Origin of the sequence: Lampropedia cohaerens, assembly GCF_001005215.1 — a bacterium.
Taxonomy (GTDB): domain Bacteria; phylum Pseudomonadota; class Gammaproteobacteria; order Burkholderiales; family Burkholderiaceae_C; genus Lampropedia; species Lampropedia cohaerens.
Window position 1 is genome coordinate 37700 of sequence record NZ_LBNQ01000018.1, and the last position, 17127, is coordinate 54826.

Genomic DNA, 17127 nt, shown 5'->3' on the forward strand with positions numbered 1-17127 from the left:
GCCTCGGCGTCGGCCAGCAGGAGCTGGTCATCTGCGCGGAAGCCGGTACAAAGGCCAGCGGACAGCCACGTTGAACAGATGCCTAGCTCGCAGCCGATGTTGGCTTGTGCGCGGAGGCGTCGGTTGCCTGGGCACTGGTTTCCTCCGCAGACGGACCGGGCAGGGCCGCGTGATCCGCCGCCTGGGCCGGTTCGTCGGCGGTTTCGTCCCGCTCCAGTGTCGCCGCAGGCATGGCCTTGCCGGGCTGTATGCCCAGCGCCTTGAGCTGCTCGGCCTGGCGGATGACATTGCCGCGCTGGCCCGCCAGGCGGTGCATGGCCTGCTGCCAGCTGCTTTGTGCTGCACCTAGCTGCTGGCCGAGCTTTTCCAGTGTTTCCACAAAGGCGACCAGCTTGTCGTAGAGCTCGGCGCCACGCCGCGCAATCTCCTGCGCGTTGCGCGTCTGTGCTTCCTGCCGCCACAGGTGAGCGATGGTGCGCAGCACGAACAGCAATGTAGTCGGCGAGACCAGCAGCACATTGCGTTCCCAGGCCTGCTGGGCCAGCCGCTCGTCTTCGGCGAGGGCGAGCAGGAAGGCTGGCTCAATCGGCACGAACAGAATGACGAAGTCCAGTGACTGCAGTCCGTGCAACTGGTGGTAGTTACGCTCACCAAGCTGACGGATGTGCGTGCGCAGCGAGTCCACATGCTGGCGCAGCGCCAGGCGCCGCTCGCGCGCGCGGGCGGCTTCGTCGTTATCCAACGCTGCGATCTCCGCATCCATGGTTGCGCCCCCAGCGCCATCGCTGCTCAGCGCGACATAGCGCGTATAGGCAGTCAGCGAAACCTTGGCATCGATGACGATATGCCGGTTCTGTGGCAGGTGCAGCACCACGTCGGGCTGGCTGCGCCCGCCATCGGTGGCATAGCTGACCTGCGTCTGGTAATCATGGCCGGCGCGCAGGCCAGCCTGCTCGAGAATGCGCTCGAGTACCGCCTCGCCCCAGTTGCCCTGCGTCTTGGTCGAGCCCTTGAGCGCCTGCGCCAGCTGCTGCGCTTCGCGTGCCAGGCGCTGGTTCATCCCGAGCAGATCCTGCACCTGCTGGGACAGCGCCGCGCGCTGCTTGCCCTCGGCGTCATAGAACTGCTCGATGCGGCCCTGAAACGACTGCAGGCGCTCGCGCAGCGGCGCGAGCAGCTCGCCGAGCTGCTGCTGGTTGTGTGCGGTAAAGCGCTGGGCTTTTTCTTCCAGAATGGTTTGTGCCAGATGCTGAAACTGTATGCGCAGGTCTTCGCGTGCCTTTTCGAGAAACTGCAGCCGTTCGCTGGCCTGCTGGCTTTGCTCCTCGTGCAGCACGCTCAGTGCGGCATGTTCGCTTTGCAGCCGTGCCAGTGCCTCCTGTGCGGCAAGCGTGGCTGCTTGCTGCGCGGCCAGCTGTGCCTCAAGCGGAGCAATGCGCTGGGCGCGTTCCTGCCATTGGGCGCGCTCGTCGCGGGCGCTGTCCAGTGCCTCGCGCCATTGCATGGCCTGCGTCTGCAGCTGCTGCAAGTCGGCGCGCAGCAGGGCCTGCTGCGCCTGCCAGAGTGCGCGCTCGCGCTCGCTCTGCTGTTGCCAGTCGGATTGCTGCCTGGCCAGCGTCTTGCGCGACTGCCAGGCGGCCAGCGCATAGCCGACGACTGTGCCGGCCAGCAGGCCACAGAGGAGCAGCGATGCGATGGCCGCCCAGGCGGGCAGGCCCAAGAAGGCTGAGCCGGCAGTATTCATGTGACGGGCGTCAGCGTCTTGCCGTCTCTGAAGAAAGCGATGAGGTTGTCGGCCGCGAGGTTGGCCATAGCCAGGCGGGTGGGAATGGTGGCACTGGCGATGTGCGGAGTCAGCACGACGTTGTCCAGCGCCAGCAGTTCCTTGGCAAAGTTTGGCTCGTTCTCGAACACATCCAGTCCTGCGCCGGCAATGCGCTTTTCGGCCAGGGCGCGGGCGAGCGCCACGTCGTCGACGATGCCGCCGCGTGCAATGTTGATCAGCGTGGCGGTCGGTTTCATGCGGGCAATCTCTGCGGCACCGATCAGATGGTACGCCTCGGGCGTATAAGGCAGCACCAGCACGACGTGATCGGCCTTTTCCAGCACTTCCTCCTTGGTGGGGGCGTAATGTGCCTTGAGCTCCTGCTCGGTCGCGGCATCAAGTTGTGAGCGGTTGTGGTAGATCAGCTGCATGCCAAAGCCGTGCACGCCACGACGCGCGATGGCCCGGCCGATGCGGCCCATGCCGATGATGCCCAGCGTGGTGCCGTGCACGTCCGCGCCGACCAGCGTGTCGTAACGCCATTTGCCCCATTTGCCGTCGCGCAGGTAGCGTTCGGCCTCGGTGATGCGGCGGGCTGTGGCCATCAGCAAGGCAAAGCCGAAGTCAGCCGTGGTCTCGGTCAATACATCCGGGGTGTTGGTGCCGACCACGCCGGCCGCACGAAGGGCGGCCACGTCCAGGTTGTTGTAGCCGACGGACATGTTCGCGACGATCTTCAGGCGCGGCGCCTGCGCCAGCACGCGGGCATCCACAGTTTGCGCGCCGGTGAGGAATGCACCGTCCTTGTCGGACAGGCGGCGCACGAACTCCTCACCACTCCAGGCGTCGGTACCTGTGTTGGCTTCGACATCGAAATGCTCCTGCAGTCGGGCGATGACCTCGGGAAATACGGGGCTGGCAACAAGGATTCGGGGTTTGGACATGGCAGTTCTACAGATGCGGGAGTGGAACAGGGCAAGTTGGGCACGATAGCAAAGATTTGCTGAGTGCTGTGCGCCAACAGCCAAAAACCATAATGTGGCGCCAAGGGGAGGCAGCATCCGAAGCATCGTCTGTATCTGTAGCGAAGGTACAGACAGACAGGACGCCCCGGGTTTTCCCTTGGTTGGTGTGCGAAGATACCTGTTTAGAATGCGCCTCGGGTTTCGGTTGCACTTGCAGCCGGGAGGTTTTTTGCATTGGTCGGGCCGCCAGTGCAGATTTTTTGTGTCTGTATGAACCTCATGACCTCGCGGCCTGCATGCCTGGGCCTGGCGCCCGCTTTTTCCCATTTTCTGACTGTTCTGGCCCGGCTCGATGCGTGGCCGAACGCGATTGCGTCAGTTGCCAGCTTTGCTGCAGCGCGCGAGGCCGGCGCATGACGATGGTTGCCTTTTTGCTGCTGGCCTGCGCGGGGCCTTGGGTGGCATGGCGACTGGCGCTGCTGCCATGGGCTGCCGCGCGCTATCTGCCGGTCTTGCTGCCGCTGGCGCTGTTGTGCCTTTTGCTGCAATGGTTGCCCGCCACTGCGCACGGGCAGGTGCTACTGCAGGCCGTGCCCTGGGTGCCGGCGCTGGGGGTAGCGTTGGCATTGCGGCTGGATGGCTTTGCCATGCTATTCGCGCTGCTGATCACCGGCATCGGCACGCTGGTCACGGTGTATGCGACGGCCTACTTTGCCCATGAGAGCACGCGTGAACGTGCGCGCTTCGTATTGCTGATCCAGCTCTTCATGGCAGCCATGCTGGGGGCCGTCCTTGCCGATGATGTGATAGTGCTGTTCGTGTTCTGGGAAGCGACCAGCCTGCTGTCGTTTCTGCTCATCGGCTTTCACGCGACCTCGGCGCCCGCGCGCAAGGCGGCGCTGCAATCGCTGCTCATCACGGCTGGTGGCGGGCTGGCGCTGCTTGCCAGCCTGCTGCTGCTGGGCATGCAGTTGCAGACCTGGCGCCTTTCCGAGATGGCTGTGCGCGCGCCGGCGTTGCTGGACAGCGCCTGGCTGGTGCCGGCCGTGGTATTGCTGCTGCTCGGCGCATTGACCAAGTCCGCGCAATTCCCGTTTCACTTCTGGCTGCCGCAGGCCATGGCGGCACCGACCCCTGCATCGGCCTACCTGCATTCGGCCACCATGGTCAAGCTTGGCATCTACCTGCTGGCACGCTTTGATGCCCTGCTGGCGCCAGTAGCGTGGCTGGGGCCGACGCTGCTGGTAGTGGGCTGCCTGACCATGCTGGTATCGGCACTGGGGGCCTTGCGCGCACGGGAGATCAAGGCGGTGCTGGCGCAGTCCACGGTGGCCTCACTCGGCATCCTTGTGATGCTGCTTGGTCTGGGCGGGCCTTCGGCAGCGGTGGCGCTGTGTGTCTTCATCCTGGCGCACGCACTGTACAAGGCCGCACTGTTTTTCGTTGCCGGCACGGTGATCCATGCCACGCACACCAATGAGCTGCTCGCGCTGGGGGGACTCAGGCGCCAGCTGCCGTGGACGGCGGCGGCGGCGCTGCTGGCAGGCTTGTCGATGGCGGGGCTGCCTCCTTTGTTCGGCTTTGTGGCCAAGGAAGCGCTGTTTGAGGCGCAGCTTGGCAGCGGTGCAGGCTGGTGGGTGGTGGCTGTGGCTGTGGGGGTCAATGGCGTGATGGTGGCGATTGCCGGCATGATCGCCTGGTGGCCATTCTGGCGCGGGACGGTGCCTGCGGATGCGCTGCACCACGGGGAGACGCCGGGGCTGGTCATCGGCCCACTGTTGCTGGGAGCCGCCGGTTTGCTCGCTGGCGCACTGGCGCCACAGGTGGGCCACTGGCTGCTGGTGCCGGCGGCCAGTGCCATACAGGCACAGGCGTTGGATGTGCATCTGGCGCTGTGGCATGGCTGGACCCCGTTGCTCGGGCTGTCCGCAATGGTTCTGGTGTCGGGCGCAGTGGTACTGGCGCTCTGGCCGCGCTGCCAGATGGCACTGTTGCAAGTGCGCTGGCTGCAGCGCATCGATGGCAACGCCATGTATTTGCGCGTGGTCGATGCGCTGCTGGCATTGGCACGCGTGTGTACGCGCTGGCTGCAAAACGGCGACATGCGCCGCTACACATTGCTCACCACTGTGGCACTGGTTGCAGTGATGGTTTGGCTGCTGGTGCGGATGGCCTCGTGGCAGCCGCTGGTTGCGAGCGGGCGCGTACAGCCGCTGTCTGCTGCGCTACTGGCCTTTGGCGTGATCGGCGCACTGGTGGCCGTGCGCACGCGCAGCCTGGTGGCAGCACTGGTAGGTGTAGGCGTAATTGGTTATGGCTCGGCGCTCTTTTACCTGTTGCATGGCGCCCCAGATCTGGCGCTGACGCAGTTCGCCGTTGAGACGCTGGCGCTGGTGGTACTGATGGCGGTGCTGGTGCGACTGCCAGACGCAGCGCCCCATACCCGCAGTCGCCGCCAGCGCCGGGTGGATGCGGCGGTTGCGGTCGCGTTCGGGCTGGTGGTGTTCGTGGCGCTGGCCAGCATGCTGGCGCAGCCGTTTGACATGCGACTGTCGGAGTTCTTCAGCGCCAGCAGCTACGTGGATGCACATGGGCAGAACGTGGTCAACGTCATCATCGTTGACTATCGCGCGCTCGATACGCTTGGGGAGATCACCGTGGTGGCGCTGGCAACGCTCGGCGCCTGGGGGTTGCTGCGCCGCCACCGTCACCTGACGAAAAGAAAGGGTAAGGCATGACCTCGCTGATTTTTCGCACAACGACCCGGCTGCTGTTCTGGGCCATGCTGGTGGCGTCGCTGGTCATCCTCTGGCGCGGTCACAACCAGCCCGGCGGAGGTTTCGTCGGCGGGCTGGTTGCGGCCATGGCATTTGGTGTGGTGGCGATGGCGCAGGGCGTGGAGGCTGCGCGGCGCAGGCTGCGCGTGCACCCGGTGGCACTGGCGGGCCTGGGGGTGGCGCTGGCTGCCCTCAGCGGTCTGCCGGGGATGGCGCTGGGGCAGGGGTTTCTGGCGCACCAGTGGCTGATCTTCGACAGCGGTTTCAAGATCGGTACGACGCTGGTGTTTGACGTCGGCGTGTACGGTGCAGTGATGGGCGGCATGCTGTGCCTGATCCTGCGCCTGTATGAAACGGATGCAACCAGCGACCTGGCGGCTGGGAACCAGGAGCAATGCCGATGAGCCTGATCTATGCAGGCGGCGTCGCTGCCATCATGGCCATTGGCCTTTATCTGCTGCTCTCGCGCCACATCGTGCGGATGCTGTACGGCGTCATGCTGATTTCGGCAGGGGTGAATCTGGCCATTTTCCTTGCCGGGCGCATTGACGCCAATGCGCCGCCTGTGATCGCGGACGGCCAGACCGCACTGGCTGCGGGGGCGGCCAATCCACTGCCGCAGGCGCTGGTGCTGACGGCCATTGTCATTGGCTTCTCACTGGTGGCATTCACCGCGGCACTCGCATTGAGGACATGGCGCAGCAGCGGCACGCTCGACAGCCGTGCGCTGAGCGACGCAGAGGCGCTGGGCAGCCCCTGGTCGGCGGCGGATGGGCGCGATGCCACGCCAGGAGAACGCGCATGAATGTGCTGATCGGGCACGCCATTGTCTGGCCGGTCCTGTTGCCGCTGACGGCTGCTGCCGTGTGCATGCTGTGCTGGCGTCTGCCGCGCGTGCAGCAGGTCGTGCACTTGCTGGCACTGACGCTTTTGCTGGCCGCAGCCTGGCTGTTGCTCGTGCAGGTGCAGCGCCACGGCGTGGTGGCCACCACCTTCGGAGGCTGGGCGCCACCGTTTGGCATTAGCTTCGTGGCCGACCGCTTTGGTGCGGCCATGGTGGTGATCACCGCGGTGCTGGCGCTGGCAGCGGGCATCTTCGGGCTTGCCAGCACGCACCAGCGCCATGTGCGCAACGGCGTCTTCCCGCTTCTGCTGGCAATGCTGGCGGCTGTCAACGGCGCATTCCTGACCGGGGATATCTTCAACCTCTACGTCTGGTTCGAGATCATGCTGATCGCCGCGCTGGGCCTGCTGGTACTCGATCAGGGCCGGGCCCAGCTCGACGGCGCAATGAAGTACGCGGTGTTGAATCTGCTGAGCACGCTGTTGTTCCTGCTGGCAATTGCCCTGCTGTATGGCGTTACGGGCACGCTCAACATGGCAGATCTGGCGCAGGTGTTGCCCGCCACGCCAATGCGGGCGGCGCTGGCGGTGTCGGCCGCGCTTTTCCTGGTGGGCTTTGCCATCAAGGCTGGCTGCTTTCCGATGTTCTTCTGGCTGCCTGCCTCCTACCACACGCTGCCGGTGGCAGTGCTGGCCCTGTTTGCCGGACTGCTGACCAAGGTCGGCGTGTTTGCCTGCTACCGCGTGTTTACCTTGCTGCTCGAGAATGGCCCGGCGCTGCGCGATGTGATGGCCTGGATGGCAGCGGGAACCATGCTGTTTGGCGTGTTCGGTGCGGCCGTGCAGTGGGATGTGCGGCGCATCCTGTCGTTTCACATCATCAGCCAGATCGGCTACATCCTGCTGGGGCTGGCGCTGGGTTCGGCGGCAGGGCTGGCGGGCGGCATCTTCTACATCCTGCACCACATCATCGTCAAGGCCAACCTGTTCTTGATTGCGGGGGCGATGTACCGTGCCAGCGGCACCTACGATCTGCGGCGCATGGGGGGGCTGGCGCGCAGCCAGCCGCTGCTGGCCTTGCTGTTTGCCATTCCGGCGCTTTCGCTGGCGGGCATCCCGCCGCTTTCGGGCTTCTGGGCCAAGTTTCTGGTGATCGATGCGACACTGCGCGCTGGCGGCGGCTGGCTGGCTGCGGTGGCGCTGTTTGTGGGCCTGTTGACGATTTTCTCGATGAGCAAGATTTGGATCGAGGCATTCTGGAAGCGCGCGCCGGTGCTGCGCACCCGTCCGCGTCGGTTGCCGCTCAGCATGATGGTGCCTATCGCCGCACTGGCGACCATTACCGTGTGGATCGGCATGGCACCGCAAACGCTCGTGGCGTACTCCACCCTGGCAGCACAGTCACTTGAAGATGTCAGCCCCTACATCCAGGCAACGTTTGGCGCGCGTGCGCACGGACAGGAGGCAGGGCGATGACGTCGCTTCGTGCAATGCTGTGGCGAGGCCTGGCCTGCCTCAGGCTGGCTGTGATTTTCCTGCGTGAACTGGCCTTGTCGTCCTGGGCCGTGGCGCGGGCGGCGTTTGCGCGTCAGCCTGCGCTGGCACCGGCAATCATCGCCATGCCGCTGCGCCTGCGTACCGAGATGGGGATTGCCACGTTGGCCAATCTGGTGTCGCTCACGCCTGGTACCACGTCGTTGCATGTCAGCCAGGACCACCGCACGTTGTATGTGCACTGCCTGGACGGCAGCGATGTGCAGGGGGTGATCAATGGCATTCGCCGCAGTTTCGAAGATGTGATCTTGGAGATCGAAGCATGATCGAGTGGATTGCGTGGAGCAGCCGTTTGGTCGACGTTGTCGCGCAGGGGCTGCTCGTGCTCATGGCGCTGCCGATCGCGTTGACGCTGGTGCGACTGCTCAAGGGCCCGAGCGTAGCGGACCGCTTCGTGGCGCTGGACATGCTCTCGGGCATCGCGGTTGCTTGCGCGGCACTGGTGATGCTGGTGACGGGGCGCCGCGAGTTCCTTGACGTCGGCCTCGGTCTTGCGATTTTCGGCTTCGTGGGCACCTGCGCCCTGGCGGCATTTCTAGAGCGTCGCGCACATCGGAGGTAGTGGCATGCTGACCCTTGTCGTGGCCTTGCTCGCGCTGATGCTCAAGTTGGCCGGATTTGTCTTTCTGTTTGCGGCAGCGCTGGGCGTGCTGCGCTTTCACGACCCCCTGCAGCGCATGCACGCCAGCACCAAGGCCGGCACCATTGGCGCAGGCTTGCTGGTAGCGGGGGCAGCGCTGGCCAATGGCAGCACCGGCACCCTGGTGGTGGCAGCGCTGGCCATTGTTTTTCTGATCTTCACGGTTCCCGTGGCCGGGCATTTGCTGGGCCGCGCCATCTACCTGTGTGGCACACCGTTGCAAGGTCTGGGGCAGGCCGATGCCCTGCGTGGTGTGCTGCCGCGTGCCGACCAAATTTCCACTTCATCAAAAGCATCTGGAGGAGTCCGCGATGAGCAATGATAACGAGGCGCTGGCGCGCATGGACGGGCGCATGCCCCGTGGCGTGATCAAGGGCAAGCTGATACTGCTGGTGGCTGCCTGCCTGTCCTATCTACTGTATCTGGCGCTGCCCTATGAGGACAGTGTCAACAAGGGGCTGGCGCTGCTGCTGTTCGTGGCCATTATGTGGTTTACCGAGGCGGTACACATCACGGTGACGGCGCTGATGATCCCGGTCATTGCGGTGGCCATTGGCATGCCAGATGTGACCACCAAAAGTGCGCTGAGCACCTTTGCCGATCCCATCATCTTCCTGTTCTTTGGCGGCTTTGCGCTGGCCACGGCGCTGCACAGCCAGAAGCTCGACAAGAAGATCGCGATGTGGCTGATTGCTATGTCGGGCTCGAACCTCGCCATCGCTACGCTGGCCATTTTTGCGGTCACGGCGTTTCTGTCGATGTGGATCAGCAATACCGCAACCGCAGCAATGATGCTGCCGCTGGCGCTGGGCATGTTGACCACGCTGGACAGGGAGAAGGATCGCAGCACGTTTGTTTTCATCTTGCTGGGGATTGCCTATTCGGCCAGCATCGGTGGTCTGGGCTCGCTGGTAGGCTCGCCGCCCAATGCCATTGCCGCACGGGCGCTGGACATGGACTTCGCCGGCTGGATGCGCGTGGGACTGCCGATGATGCTGGTGCTGCTGCCGCTGATGCTGCTGTCGATGTTCGTCGTGCTGCGGCCCAACCTTAACCGCAAGGTGCAAGTCGAGATCGAAGAGATTCCCTGGACGCCGTTGCGTGTGATCGCCATGCTGATCTTCGTCTGCACGGCTGCAGCCTGGATCTGCAGCTCCTGGATCTCCAGCTGGCTGGGTATTACCTCGACCGACAGCTGGATTGCGCTGCTTGCGGCGATTGCGGTGGTGGTCACGGGCACGGCTACCTGGAAGCAGGTGTCTGACAATACCGAGTGGGGGGTGCTGTTTCTCTTCGGCGGCGGGCTGACGCTGAGCGCGCTGCTGCAAAGCTCCGGCACTTCTCTGGTGCTGGGTCAGCAGGTCGCGCAGACTTTTGGCGACGCGCATCCGCTGCTGGTGATTCTGATCGTGGCGGTGTTCATCAATATCCTGACCGAATTCACCAGCAATACCGCGTCCGCAGCGCTGCTGGTGCCGGTGTTTGCCGCCATTGCGGTGGAGATGGGCATGCCGCGCGAGGTGATGGTGCTGGTCATCGGCATTGGCGCGTCCTGTGCCTTCATGCTGCCAGTGGCCACGCCTCCCAATGCCATCGTGTTTGGTACAGGACTGATCAGACAGCGAGAGATGATCTCCGTTGGCGCGGTGCTGAACGTGTTCTGCGTGGCAGTCATCACGCTGTGGGCTTACTTCTTCCTGATGTAGGCAACGCCACGGGGCTGCTGCCGGGTCTGATTCGGAGTTCAGTCAGCCCGGCAGGGTAAGTTGCTGCAACCGTGTCCGCAGTGCCTCAGGTAGCGCGGTGGGGCGGCGCGAGCTGCGATCGACATACACGTGTACGAAGTGCCCGCGTGCAGCGCACAGCGGCGCGCCTTCTGCAAAGATGCCCACCTCGTAGCGCACGCTGGAGCGCCCAATTCGTGTCACACGCAGGCCGGCATCGACCCTTTGCGGAAACGCCAGCGGCGCAAAGTAGTTGCACTGCGTCTCGACCACCAGTCCGATCACACTGCCGTGATCGAGATCCAGCGCACGGTGGCGGATCAGGTGTGCGTTGACGGCGGTATCGAACCAGCTGTAGTAGACGACGTTGTTGACATGGCCGTAGATGTCATTGTCGCTCCAGCGCGTGGTGATGGGCTCGAAAGCGGCGTACCGGTCGCGGCCTTCGGGTTGCGGGAGATGGGCGGATGTGTGCATGGGTGGGCGCAGGACGTGCAGGGCTCTCGACGGCTGTGCCCACAGCGTGCTGTCAGGGCGTGGGCGAGGCGGATGCGGGCATTTTCAGCCGCATCGCGCTGGCGATGGCCGCGAGTATCGAGAACATTGTCGCCAAGGCGAAAGCCATTGCAGGCCCACTGGTGGCCTGCGGTGGTGGCCACAGGGCGAACACCCCGGCCGCCAGTGCCGCCCCCAGTGACTGCCCGGTCAGGCGTGCCGTGCCCAGCATGCCGCCTGCCGCGCCGCTGCGACGGCGCGGTCCGCTAGTGAGGATGATGTGGTTGTTGGGCGACTGAAAGAGTCCGAATCCCACCCCGCACAGCGCCAGCGCGCTGGCCATGGCCCAGAACGGCGCATCTAGGGGTAGCAGCGCGAGCATGGCCAGACCCAGCGCCATGAGTGCCATGCCGATGCCGCCAAGCAGCCCGCCGGGCACGCGTCCAATCAACCGTCCGGCGATAGGTGCGCTGATGACGATGCAGATGGGCCATATGCTGACCAGCACGCCGGTCTTCAGCGGAGGGTAATGCAGCAGGCTCAGTGCCAGGAAAGGCAGGGCGATGAACGCCAGCATCTGTGCACAGAACGCCATCACGGAGGCGCACATCGACAAGGCGAATACCGGAATGCGCAGCAGATCCAGCGGCAGCAGCGGGTCAGGCCGGTGCCACTGGCGCCGCACGTACCATGCCCACACAACCAGTGCCAGCAAAAGCGCGGTTGCGCTGCGCTTGCCACTATCGGTCAGCTGCCACGCAGCCATGCCGTGTGTGGCGAGCCCATCAATGGCCCAGAAAAGCAGCCCGAAAGCCACCATGTTGAGTACCACGTCCAGCCATGCAAGCGGCGCATGCGCGCTGCGCTCGCTGGCTGGCAGCGCGCGTCGCCCCAACCACACCACCAGCGCTGCCAGCGGTACATGGATGCCAAACAGCCAGTGCCAGTCCGCCACGGAGAGGATGGCTGCGGCAATCGAGGGGCCTGCGACCGATGAGACGGCCACCGTCAGCGAGTTCAGTGCGATGCCCCGGCCAAGCAATGCACTGGGATACACCTGTCGCACCAGCGCCGCATTGACGCCCATGACTGCGGCACCGGCCACGCCCTGCACAATGCGGCACAGCACCAACTGCCAGAGGCTTTGCGCCAGCGTCGAGCACAGTGCCCCAGCACCGAACAGCACCATGCCGGCCAGGTACACGCGCCGGTAACCGATGCGCTCGCCCAGCGAAGCCATGGGCAGCAACAGGCCAAGTACTGCCAGTTGATAGCCGGTAACGACCCAGACGGTGGCCGCCGCAGTGGCACCGAGCGCGGTGGCAATGCGCGGCAAGGCCAGCGTAATGAGCGATACGTCCAGCACCACCAGCACCAGCCCCAGCAGAATCACCAGCACCGCGCGGTGGCGTTGCGCGGCAGGCAGGCCATCGGCGGGGGCAGTCACGGTGCTGAACGGAGAATGCATGCAGGAGGGGGCGGATAACGGGCTGCAAAGCGGCGATTGTCGGTGATTGCGCGCAAGCCTGCTGTAGGGTGTGCCTGCTTGCAGACGGTCTACGCTATGCCAGAACCCACTGGGTGACGGTATGGATGATCAACCCCACAAGGCCACCGACCAGCGTGCCGTTGATGCGAATGTATTGCAGGTCACGGCCCAGGTGGCTTTCGACCTCTTCGATCAATTCGCGCGTGTTCCATTGACCCACGCGTTCGCTGACGTAACGGCGCATCGCAGGGCGGTAACGTTCGATGATCTGCGGGCCGACTTCCTGCACCTGGGCGTTGATCCAGTGGCGCATTTCCGCGTTGTTCTGTAGTTCACGCCCGAGGTGGGACAGGCTGGCTTCGAGGCGCTGACGCGTGCGTGATTCGGGCCGCGCAAGATCACCAGCCAGCCAGCGCAGCATGTCGGACCAGACCTTGTCGAGATAGGTATTGAGCGCCGGATGCTCCAGCAGATGGTCGCGCATCTGGCTGGCGCGCTTCTGCAGTTGCGGATCCTGCTTGAGACGCGTGATCCAGTCGTGGATGGTGTGGTCGAAACGCTGGCGCAACGGGTGCTCGGGCGACTCGCCCATCTCTGCGAGATTGCGCGCGACTGCGCGCAGGATCTTGCGGGTGGTCAGTCGCGCCGCCGCCTGATCCAGCGCCAGATAGCGCAGCGCCTTGAGTTCGCGCGCAATGGCCTGGGTGATTTCCTGTTGCGCCGTCTCGCTCTCGATCAGCCGGCCCAGCTGCGAGAGGATTTCATCGAGCAGTTCCTGGTGGCGTTGCTCGGCGGTCAGCGCATCCAGGAGGGATGCGGCGCTGGCCGAGACATCCACCTGTTGCAGCGCAGTGCGGACATTGCGCGTGAAGAAGGCGCGCACACGCGCGTCGTCCATGGCGTCAAAGCCAAACCGGGCCGTCGCCAGCAGCGGCTGTGTGAGTGTGCGCAGGTTCTCCGGCTTTTGCAGCCAGTCGGCCAGCCAGGCGGCTGCATCCCATTGCGCAAGGCGGCTGCGCACATGCGCACCGCCGAGAAAGTTGCGGTCAAGAAATTCCGCCAGGCCATCGCCCAGGCGCTGCTGGTTTCTGGCCAGCACGGCTGTGTGCGGGATGGGCAGCCCCATGGGATGGCGAAACAGCGCCACGACTGCAAACCAATCGGCCAATGCTCCGACCATGCCCGCCTCGGCAAAGGCGGCGACATAGGGCCAGACAGGATGGTGCTGCCGCAGCGCGGTGGCGACGATGTAGAGGAGCGTGACAAGCAGCAGCAGGGCTGGAGCGAGGAAATGGCGCATGCAGTCGGAGCGTCGTAATCGCGTTCTTGGGGCTTGTACGCTGGCGCCCGCAGCGCAGTTGCGGCTAAACTGGTTGCCCGAATTCCTGCCAAAAACAGAGCCCTGATAGTGGAGCCATTGCCTTGGCTGGCTCTGCGTTGGGCAGGGCGGGACACACCCTCGGTTTCACAGTGCGCCGCTTGCGGCCAGAGAGCAAGACGTATGCAATTGATCGACGCCATTGTCCACCAACGCGAGGAGCTGGTCGCTATCCGCCGTGATTTGCATGCCCATCCGGAGCTGTGCTTCGAGGAACTACGCACCGCCGATCGGGTGGTCGAGTGCCTGACGCAATGGGGCATCCCGCATCACCGGGGGCTGGGCAAGACCGGGGTGGTCGGCATCGTGCATGGGCGCGACGGCGGGGCCAGTGGCCGGGCCATCGGCCTGCGCGCCGACATGGATGCGCTGCCGATGCAGGAGTTCAACCGCTTCCCGCATGCCAGCCGCAATCCCGGCAAGATGCACGCATGCGGCCATGACGGACATACCACCATGCTGCTGGGGGCTGCGCAGTACTGGGCGCACGGTCACAACCGGCATTTCGACGGCACGGTCTATCTGATTTTCCAGCCGGCCGAAGAAGGCGGCGGCGGCGCGCGGGAAATGGTCAAGGAGGGGCTGTTCACGCAGTTCCCGATGCAGGCCGTGTTCGGCATGCACAACTGGCCGGGCATGCGGGCGGGCACCATGGCCGCCAGCGCCGGGCCGGTGATGGCTTCTTCCAACGAGTTCAGTGTGACGCTGCGGGGCAAGGGCGGCCATGCGGCGATGCCGCACATGACCATCGACCCGATGCCGGTGGCCTGCCAGATGGTGTTGGCATTCCAGACCATCGTCAGCCGCAATGTCAAACCGCTGGATGCGGCCGTGGTGTCCGTGACCATGGTGCATGGCGGCGAGGCGACCAACGTCGTGCCCCATGCCTGTACGCTGCGCGGGACGGTGCGCACGTTCCGCGTGGAGGTACTGGATCTGATCGAGCAACGCATGCGCAAGATCGCCCATGAGTTGGCAGGCGCCTTTGATTGCGAGGCCGACTTCTCCTTCGTTCGCAACTATCCTGCCACCGTCAACACGGCCGCAGAGGCGGCATTTGCGCGCCGTGTCATGGCTGAAGTGGTCGGTGCCGACAATGCGCTGGAGCAGGAGCCATCGCTGGCGGCCGAGGACTTTGCCTTCATGCTGCAGGAAAGACCCGGTGCCTACTGCTTCATCGCCAATGGGGATGGCGCCCATCGCGACGCCGGCCATGGCGCGGGGCCGTGCACACTGCACAACCCCAGTTACGACTTCAACGACGCGCTGCTGCCGCTGGGCGCAACGTTCTGGGTGCGCCTGGCCGAGCGTTGGTTTGCCGAGCCGGCTTGAACATCTGTTGACGGACCTTGCGCTCGTCGCGTTGGCCTGCACGGGGCGGCATGGCGCAGCGCCGGGCGTCTCGCCCGCAGTGCCTGGCCAGTTTTTGACCTTTGTTCACGCGGTCACGCTGGCCCGACGCGACGAAATCCCTGTTGAAAGCGGGTTCGCCTGACAGCGGCGATGTCAGCCAATGTCAGAATACCGCGCATGATCCGCCCGATTGCATTTTCCTTTCCCGGTCTGAAACCTGCGGCCCATGTGGCGACTGCGCGCTGGTGTGCGGCGCCGCGCCAGCGATGGCGGGGGCGTGGCGCGCTGGCGCTGGCCTGTGTCACGCTGGGGTTGCAGGGGTGCGCGGGGCTTGGTGGGGCGGACGCTGCGGATTCTGCCCAGGAGGATCCGTCAGGCATTGTCGTGACACAGGCTGACCCGTCCTTTGACATCGACGTGCGCAGTGACGACGGCGGCATCGCCAGTCATCTCGAGCGCCATCTGACCCTGCAGCGCTATACCCGTTTTCCCGATCTGCGGGAGACGGAGTTCAATCGATTGTTGGCCGAGGCCGATGAGAATGCGCGCGATCTGCTCGCAGCGCTGGGTTACTTCAATCCGACCCTTTCGCTGCGTGTGGAGCAAGCGCAGGCTGGTGTCCAGCCGCCCCGCACCATCGTCATTGAGGTTGAGCCTGGGCCGCAGACCACGGTGGCCGAGCGCACGGTCGCGTTTGCGGAGCCGATGAACAGCGACGCCCGCGCCGCAGGGCAGCGTGAGCGCATCGTCAGTGGCTGGTCATTGACGACGGGCAGCGGCTTTACCCAGAGCGACTGGGACTCAGCCAAGAGCCGGGGGCTGCGCGAGTTGCAGAAGTTGCGCTATCCCACCGCGCAGATCGCCCAGAGCCAGGCGAGCGTGCGCGCCGAGGACAACACGGCCAGCCTGTACGTGCTTTATGACGCTGGGCCACTCTACCGGTTTGGCGACCTGCAACTCGAAGGTGTGCAGCGGTATGACCCGCAGGGTGTGCGCAACATCGCCCGCATCCCGGAAGGACAGGAATACAGTGAAGAGGCCTTGCTCGATGCCCAGCAGCGCCTGGCTGCCAGCGGTTATTTCGATTCCGCCTTTCTGATGCTGGACACGCAAAGCGATCCGGACCATGCCACCGTCATCGCGCGGGTGCGGGAGGCCAAGTACCAGAAGGTGGTGTTCGGTGTCGGCTTGACGACGGACGCGGGGCCGCGCCTGTCGATCGATCACACCCACAACAAGCTCTGGCCGCTGGGCTGGCGTGCCGTCAGCCGGCTCGCGCTGGACCAGCACACGCAGGAAGCGTCCACACTCTGGACGGCCATGCCTAATCGCGAAGGCTGGTCGTGGTTCACCGGCGGTGAGCTGGGTCGCTCGGAAATCGGTGATTTCAAGGCCAATTCGGTGTCCGTCGTCGGCGGGCGCAGCAAGCAGGTCGGCCACATCGACCGGCGCTACTACCTGCAGTACGACTTCTCCAAGGTCGAGGGCGGGGATGCGCCGGGCAGTTCGTCGTCGATCATGGCCAACTACGCGTGGACGGGGCGCTACTTCAACAACCGCAACAACCCCACCGAAGGCTTTGGCATCGGTGCCGAAGGCGGCATCGGCTTTACCCTCACGCCGCAGCGTGAACCTTTCCTGCGCACCCACCTGCGCGGGCTGTATCTTCTGCCGGTCGGCGCGGCCAACGAGGTCGGGCGGCGCAGCCGCATTGCGCTGCGCAGCGATGTCGGGGCGATCTGGGCCGACGATGGCACTGAAGTGCCTGCCACGCTGCTGTTTCTCACTGGTGGTGATACCACGGTGCGCGGCTATGGCTACGAGAGCATCGGCTCGCGCTCCGAAAGCGGGCGGCTCTATGGCGGGCGCTATTTGGGCGTGGGCAGTGTCGAGTGGCAGCGGCCGATGACGATGTTCGGCAACCAGACCGACTGGGAATACGCGCTGTTCGTCGATACGGGCTTCGTCTCCAATGACATCGACGCGGTGTCGCTGTACACCGGCGTCGGCACGGGCATCCGCTGGAACAGCCCCGTCGGTCCCATGCAGGCCGACGTGGCCTACGGTATCGACAAGGAACAACTGCGGCTGCACCTGCGCCTGGGCTTTACTTTCTGACGCAGCAGTGCGCATCCCCTGCGCAG

At 64.7% G+C, this 17127-nt stretch carries 15 protein-coding genes; 10 read left to right on the forward strand and 5 right to left on the reverse strand.

What is annotated here, in order from left to right:
* Positions 1-82 precede the first annotated feature (82 nt).
* Together rmuC and AAV94_RS04230 are read right to left on the reverse strand one after the other, a co-directional pair.
* On the reverse strand, positions 83-1744 hold the full coding sequence (rmuC, locus tag AAV94_RS04225; protein WP_084824730.1) for a DNA recombination protein RmuC: 1662 nt from the start codon (positions 1742-1744) through the stop codon (positions 83-85).
* Positions 1741-2709: a 2-hydroxyacid dehydrogenase gene (locus AAV94_RS04230; protein WP_046741088.1), complete on the reverse strand. Its 969-nt coding sequence runs from the start codon at positions 2707-2709 to the stop codon at positions 1741-1743. Before AAV94_RS04230 ends, rmuC begins: the two co-directional genes overlap by 4 nt.
* 434 nt (positions 2710-3143) lie before the next feature.
* On the opposite strand from AAV94_RS04230, the gene mbhE reads away from it, so the two are divergent.
* From mbhE to AAV94_RS04270, 8 genes are read left to right on the forward strand one after another with little or no spacing between them, the layout of a single operon-like run.
* Positions 3144-5468 (forward strand): hydrogen gas-evolving membrane-bound hydrogenase subunit E, encoded by a 2325-nt coding sequence (mbhE, locus tag AAV94_RS04235; protein WP_046741089.1) that lies wholly within the window; start codon positions 3144-3146, stop codon positions 5466-5468.
* The gene (locus AAV94_RS04240; protein ID WP_046741090.1) at positions 5465-5911 is read left to right on the forward strand and encodes an MnhB domain-containing protein; all 447 of its coding nucleotides are present in this window, start codon (positions 5465-5467) and stop codon (positions 5909-5911) included. Before mbhE ends, AAV94_RS04240 begins: the two co-directional genes overlap by 4 nt.
* Entirely contained in the window at positions 5908-6312 is a 405-nt protein-coding gene (locus AAV94_RS04245; RefSeq protein WP_046741091.1) for an NADH-quinone oxidoreductase subunit K, read from the forward strand. Before AAV94_RS04240 ends, AAV94_RS04245 begins: the two co-directional genes overlap by 4 nt.
* Positions 6309-7826 carry a proton-conducting transporter transmembrane domain-containing protein gene (locus AAV94_RS04250; protein WP_046741092.1) on the forward strand — a complete coding sequence of 506 codons (1518 nt, stop codon included), beginning with the start codon at positions 6309-6311 and terminating at the stop codon, positions 7824-7826. The genes AAV94_RS04245 and AAV94_RS04250 overlap by 4 nt, the downstream gene beginning before the upstream one ends.
* Positions 7823-8170, forward strand: coding sequence for a Na+/H+ antiporter subunit E (locus tag AAV94_RS04255; RefSeq protein WP_084824732.1), 348 nt, complete (start codon positions 7823-7825; stop codon positions 8168-8170). Before AAV94_RS04250 ends, AAV94_RS04255 begins: the two co-directional genes overlap by 4 nt.
* The gene (locus AAV94_RS04260) at positions 8167-8466 is read left to right on the forward strand and encodes a monovalent cation/H+ antiporter complex subunit F (RefSeq protein WP_046741094.1); all 300 of its coding nucleotides are present in this window, start codon (positions 8167-8169) and stop codon (positions 8464-8466) included. The genes AAV94_RS04255 and AAV94_RS04260 overlap by 4 nt, the downstream gene beginning before the upstream one ends.
* Before the next feature lie 4 nt (positions 8467-8470).
* Entirely contained in the window at positions 8471-8866 is a 396-nt protein-coding gene (locus AAV94_RS04265; protein WP_046741095.1) for a cation:proton antiporter, read from the forward strand.
* On the forward strand, positions 8856-10250 hold the full coding sequence (locus tag AAV94_RS04270) for an SLC13 family permease (protein ID WP_046741096.1): 1395 nt from the start codon (positions 8856-8858) through the stop codon (positions 10248-10250). The genes AAV94_RS04265 and AAV94_RS04270 overlap by 11 nt, the downstream gene beginning before the upstream one ends.
* A gap of 42 nt (positions 10251-10292) precedes the next feature.
* Here the strand turns inward: AAV94_RS04270 and AAV94_RS04275 are convergent, their stop codons facing one another.
* The 3 genes from AAV94_RS04275 to AAV94_RS04285 all read right to left on the reverse strand — a co-directional run bounded on the left by AAV94_RS04275 (position 10293) and on the right by AAV94_RS04285 (position 13552).
* Positions 10293-10745 (reverse strand): acyl-CoA thioesterase, encoded by a 453-nt coding sequence (locus tag AAV94_RS04275; protein ID WP_046741097.1) that lies wholly within the window; start codon positions 10743-10745, stop codon positions 10293-10295.
* Between the two features lie 52 nt (positions 10746-10797).
* Positions 10798-12231, reverse strand: a complete 1434-nt coding sequence (locus AAV94_RS04280) for an MFS transporter (RefSeq protein ID WP_046741098.1) — start codon at positions 12229-12231, stop codon at positions 10798-10800.
* A 94-nt stretch (positions 12232-12325) separates the two neighbouring features.
* The gene (locus AAV94_RS04285) at positions 12326-13552 is read right to left on the reverse strand and encodes a DUF445 domain-containing protein (protein ID WP_046741099.1); all 1227 of its coding nucleotides are present in this window, start codon (positions 13550-13552) and stop codon (positions 12326-12328) included.
* A 201-nt stretch (positions 13553-13753) separates the two neighbouring features.
* Between AAV94_RS04285 and AAV94_RS04290 the strand changes: the two genes are divergently transcribed.
* The gene (locus AAV94_RS04290; protein WP_046741100.1) at positions 13754-14962 is read left to right on the forward strand and encodes a M20 aminoacylase family protein; all 1209 of its coding nucleotides are present in this window, start codon (positions 13754-13756) and stop codon (positions 14960-14962) included.
* Between the two features lie 198 nt (positions 14963-15160).
* Positions 15161-17101, forward strand: coding sequence for an autotransporter assembly complex protein TamA (locus AAV94_RS04295; RefSeq protein ID WP_084824733.1), 1941 nt, complete (start codon positions 15161-15163; stop codon positions 17099-17101).
* The last annotated feature ends 26 nt before the right edge of the window (positions 17102-17127 follow it).

Bases quoted from the DNA above. Each gene is read 5' to 3' on its own strand.
- rmuC (WP_084824730.1), bottom strand. From the start codon at position 1,744: ATGAATACTGCCGGCTCAGCCTTCTTGGGCCTGCCCGCCTGGGCGGCC.
- AAV94_RS04230 (WP_046741088.1), bottom strand. From the start codon at position 2,709: ATGTCCAAACCCCGAATCCTTGTTGCCAGCCCCGTATTTCCCGAGGTC.
- mbhE (WP_046741089.1), top strand. From the start codon at position 3,144: ATGACGATGGTTGCCTTTTTGCTGCTGGCCTGCGCGGGGCCTTGGGTG.
- AAV94_RS04240 (WP_046741090.1), top strand. From the start codon at position 5,465: ATGACCTCGCTGATTTTTCGCACAACGACCCGGCTGCTGTTCTGGGCC.
- AAV94_RS04245 (WP_046741091.1), top strand. From the start codon at position 5,908: ATGAGCCTGATCTATGCAGGCGGCGTCGCTGCCATCATGGCCATTGGC.
- AAV94_RS04250 (WP_046741092.1), top strand. From the start codon at position 6,309: ATGAATGTGCTGATCGGGCACGCCATTGTCTGGCCGGTCCTGTTGCCG.
- AAV94_RS04255 (WP_084824732.1), top strand. From the start codon at position 7,823: ATGACGTCGCTTCGTGCAATGCTGTGGCGAGGCCTGGCCTGCCTCAGG.
- AAV94_RS04260 (WP_046741094.1), top strand. From the start codon at position 8,167: ATGATCGAGTGGATTGCGTGGAGCAGCCGTTTGGTCGACGTTGTCGCG.
- AAV94_RS04265 (WP_046741095.1), top strand. From the start codon at position 8,471: ATGCTGACCCTTGTCGTGGCCTTGCTCGCGCTGATGCTCAAGTTGGCC.
- AAV94_RS04270 (WP_046741096.1), top strand. From the start codon at position 8,856: ATGAGCAATGATAACGAGGCGCTGGCGCGCATGGACGGGCGCATGCCC.
- AAV94_RS04275 (WP_046741097.1), bottom strand. From the start codon at position 10,745: ATGCACACATCCGCCCATCTCCCGCAACCCGAAGGCCGCGACCGGTAC.
- AAV94_RS04280 (WP_046741098.1), bottom strand. From the start codon at position 12,231: ATGCATTCTCCGTTCAGCACCGTGACTGCCCCCGCCGATGGCCTGCCT.
- AAV94_RS04285 (WP_046741099.1), bottom strand. From the start codon at position 13,552: ATGCGCCATTTCCTCGCTCCAGCCCTGCTGCTGCTTGTCACGCTCCTC.
- AAV94_RS04290 (WP_046741100.1), top strand. From the start codon at position 13,754: ATGCAATTGATCGACGCCATTGTCCACCAACGCGAGGAGCTGGTCGCT.
- AAV94_RS04295 (WP_084824733.1), top strand. From the start codon at position 15,161: ATGATCCGCCCGATTGCATTTTCCTTTCCCGGTCTGAAACCTGCGGCC.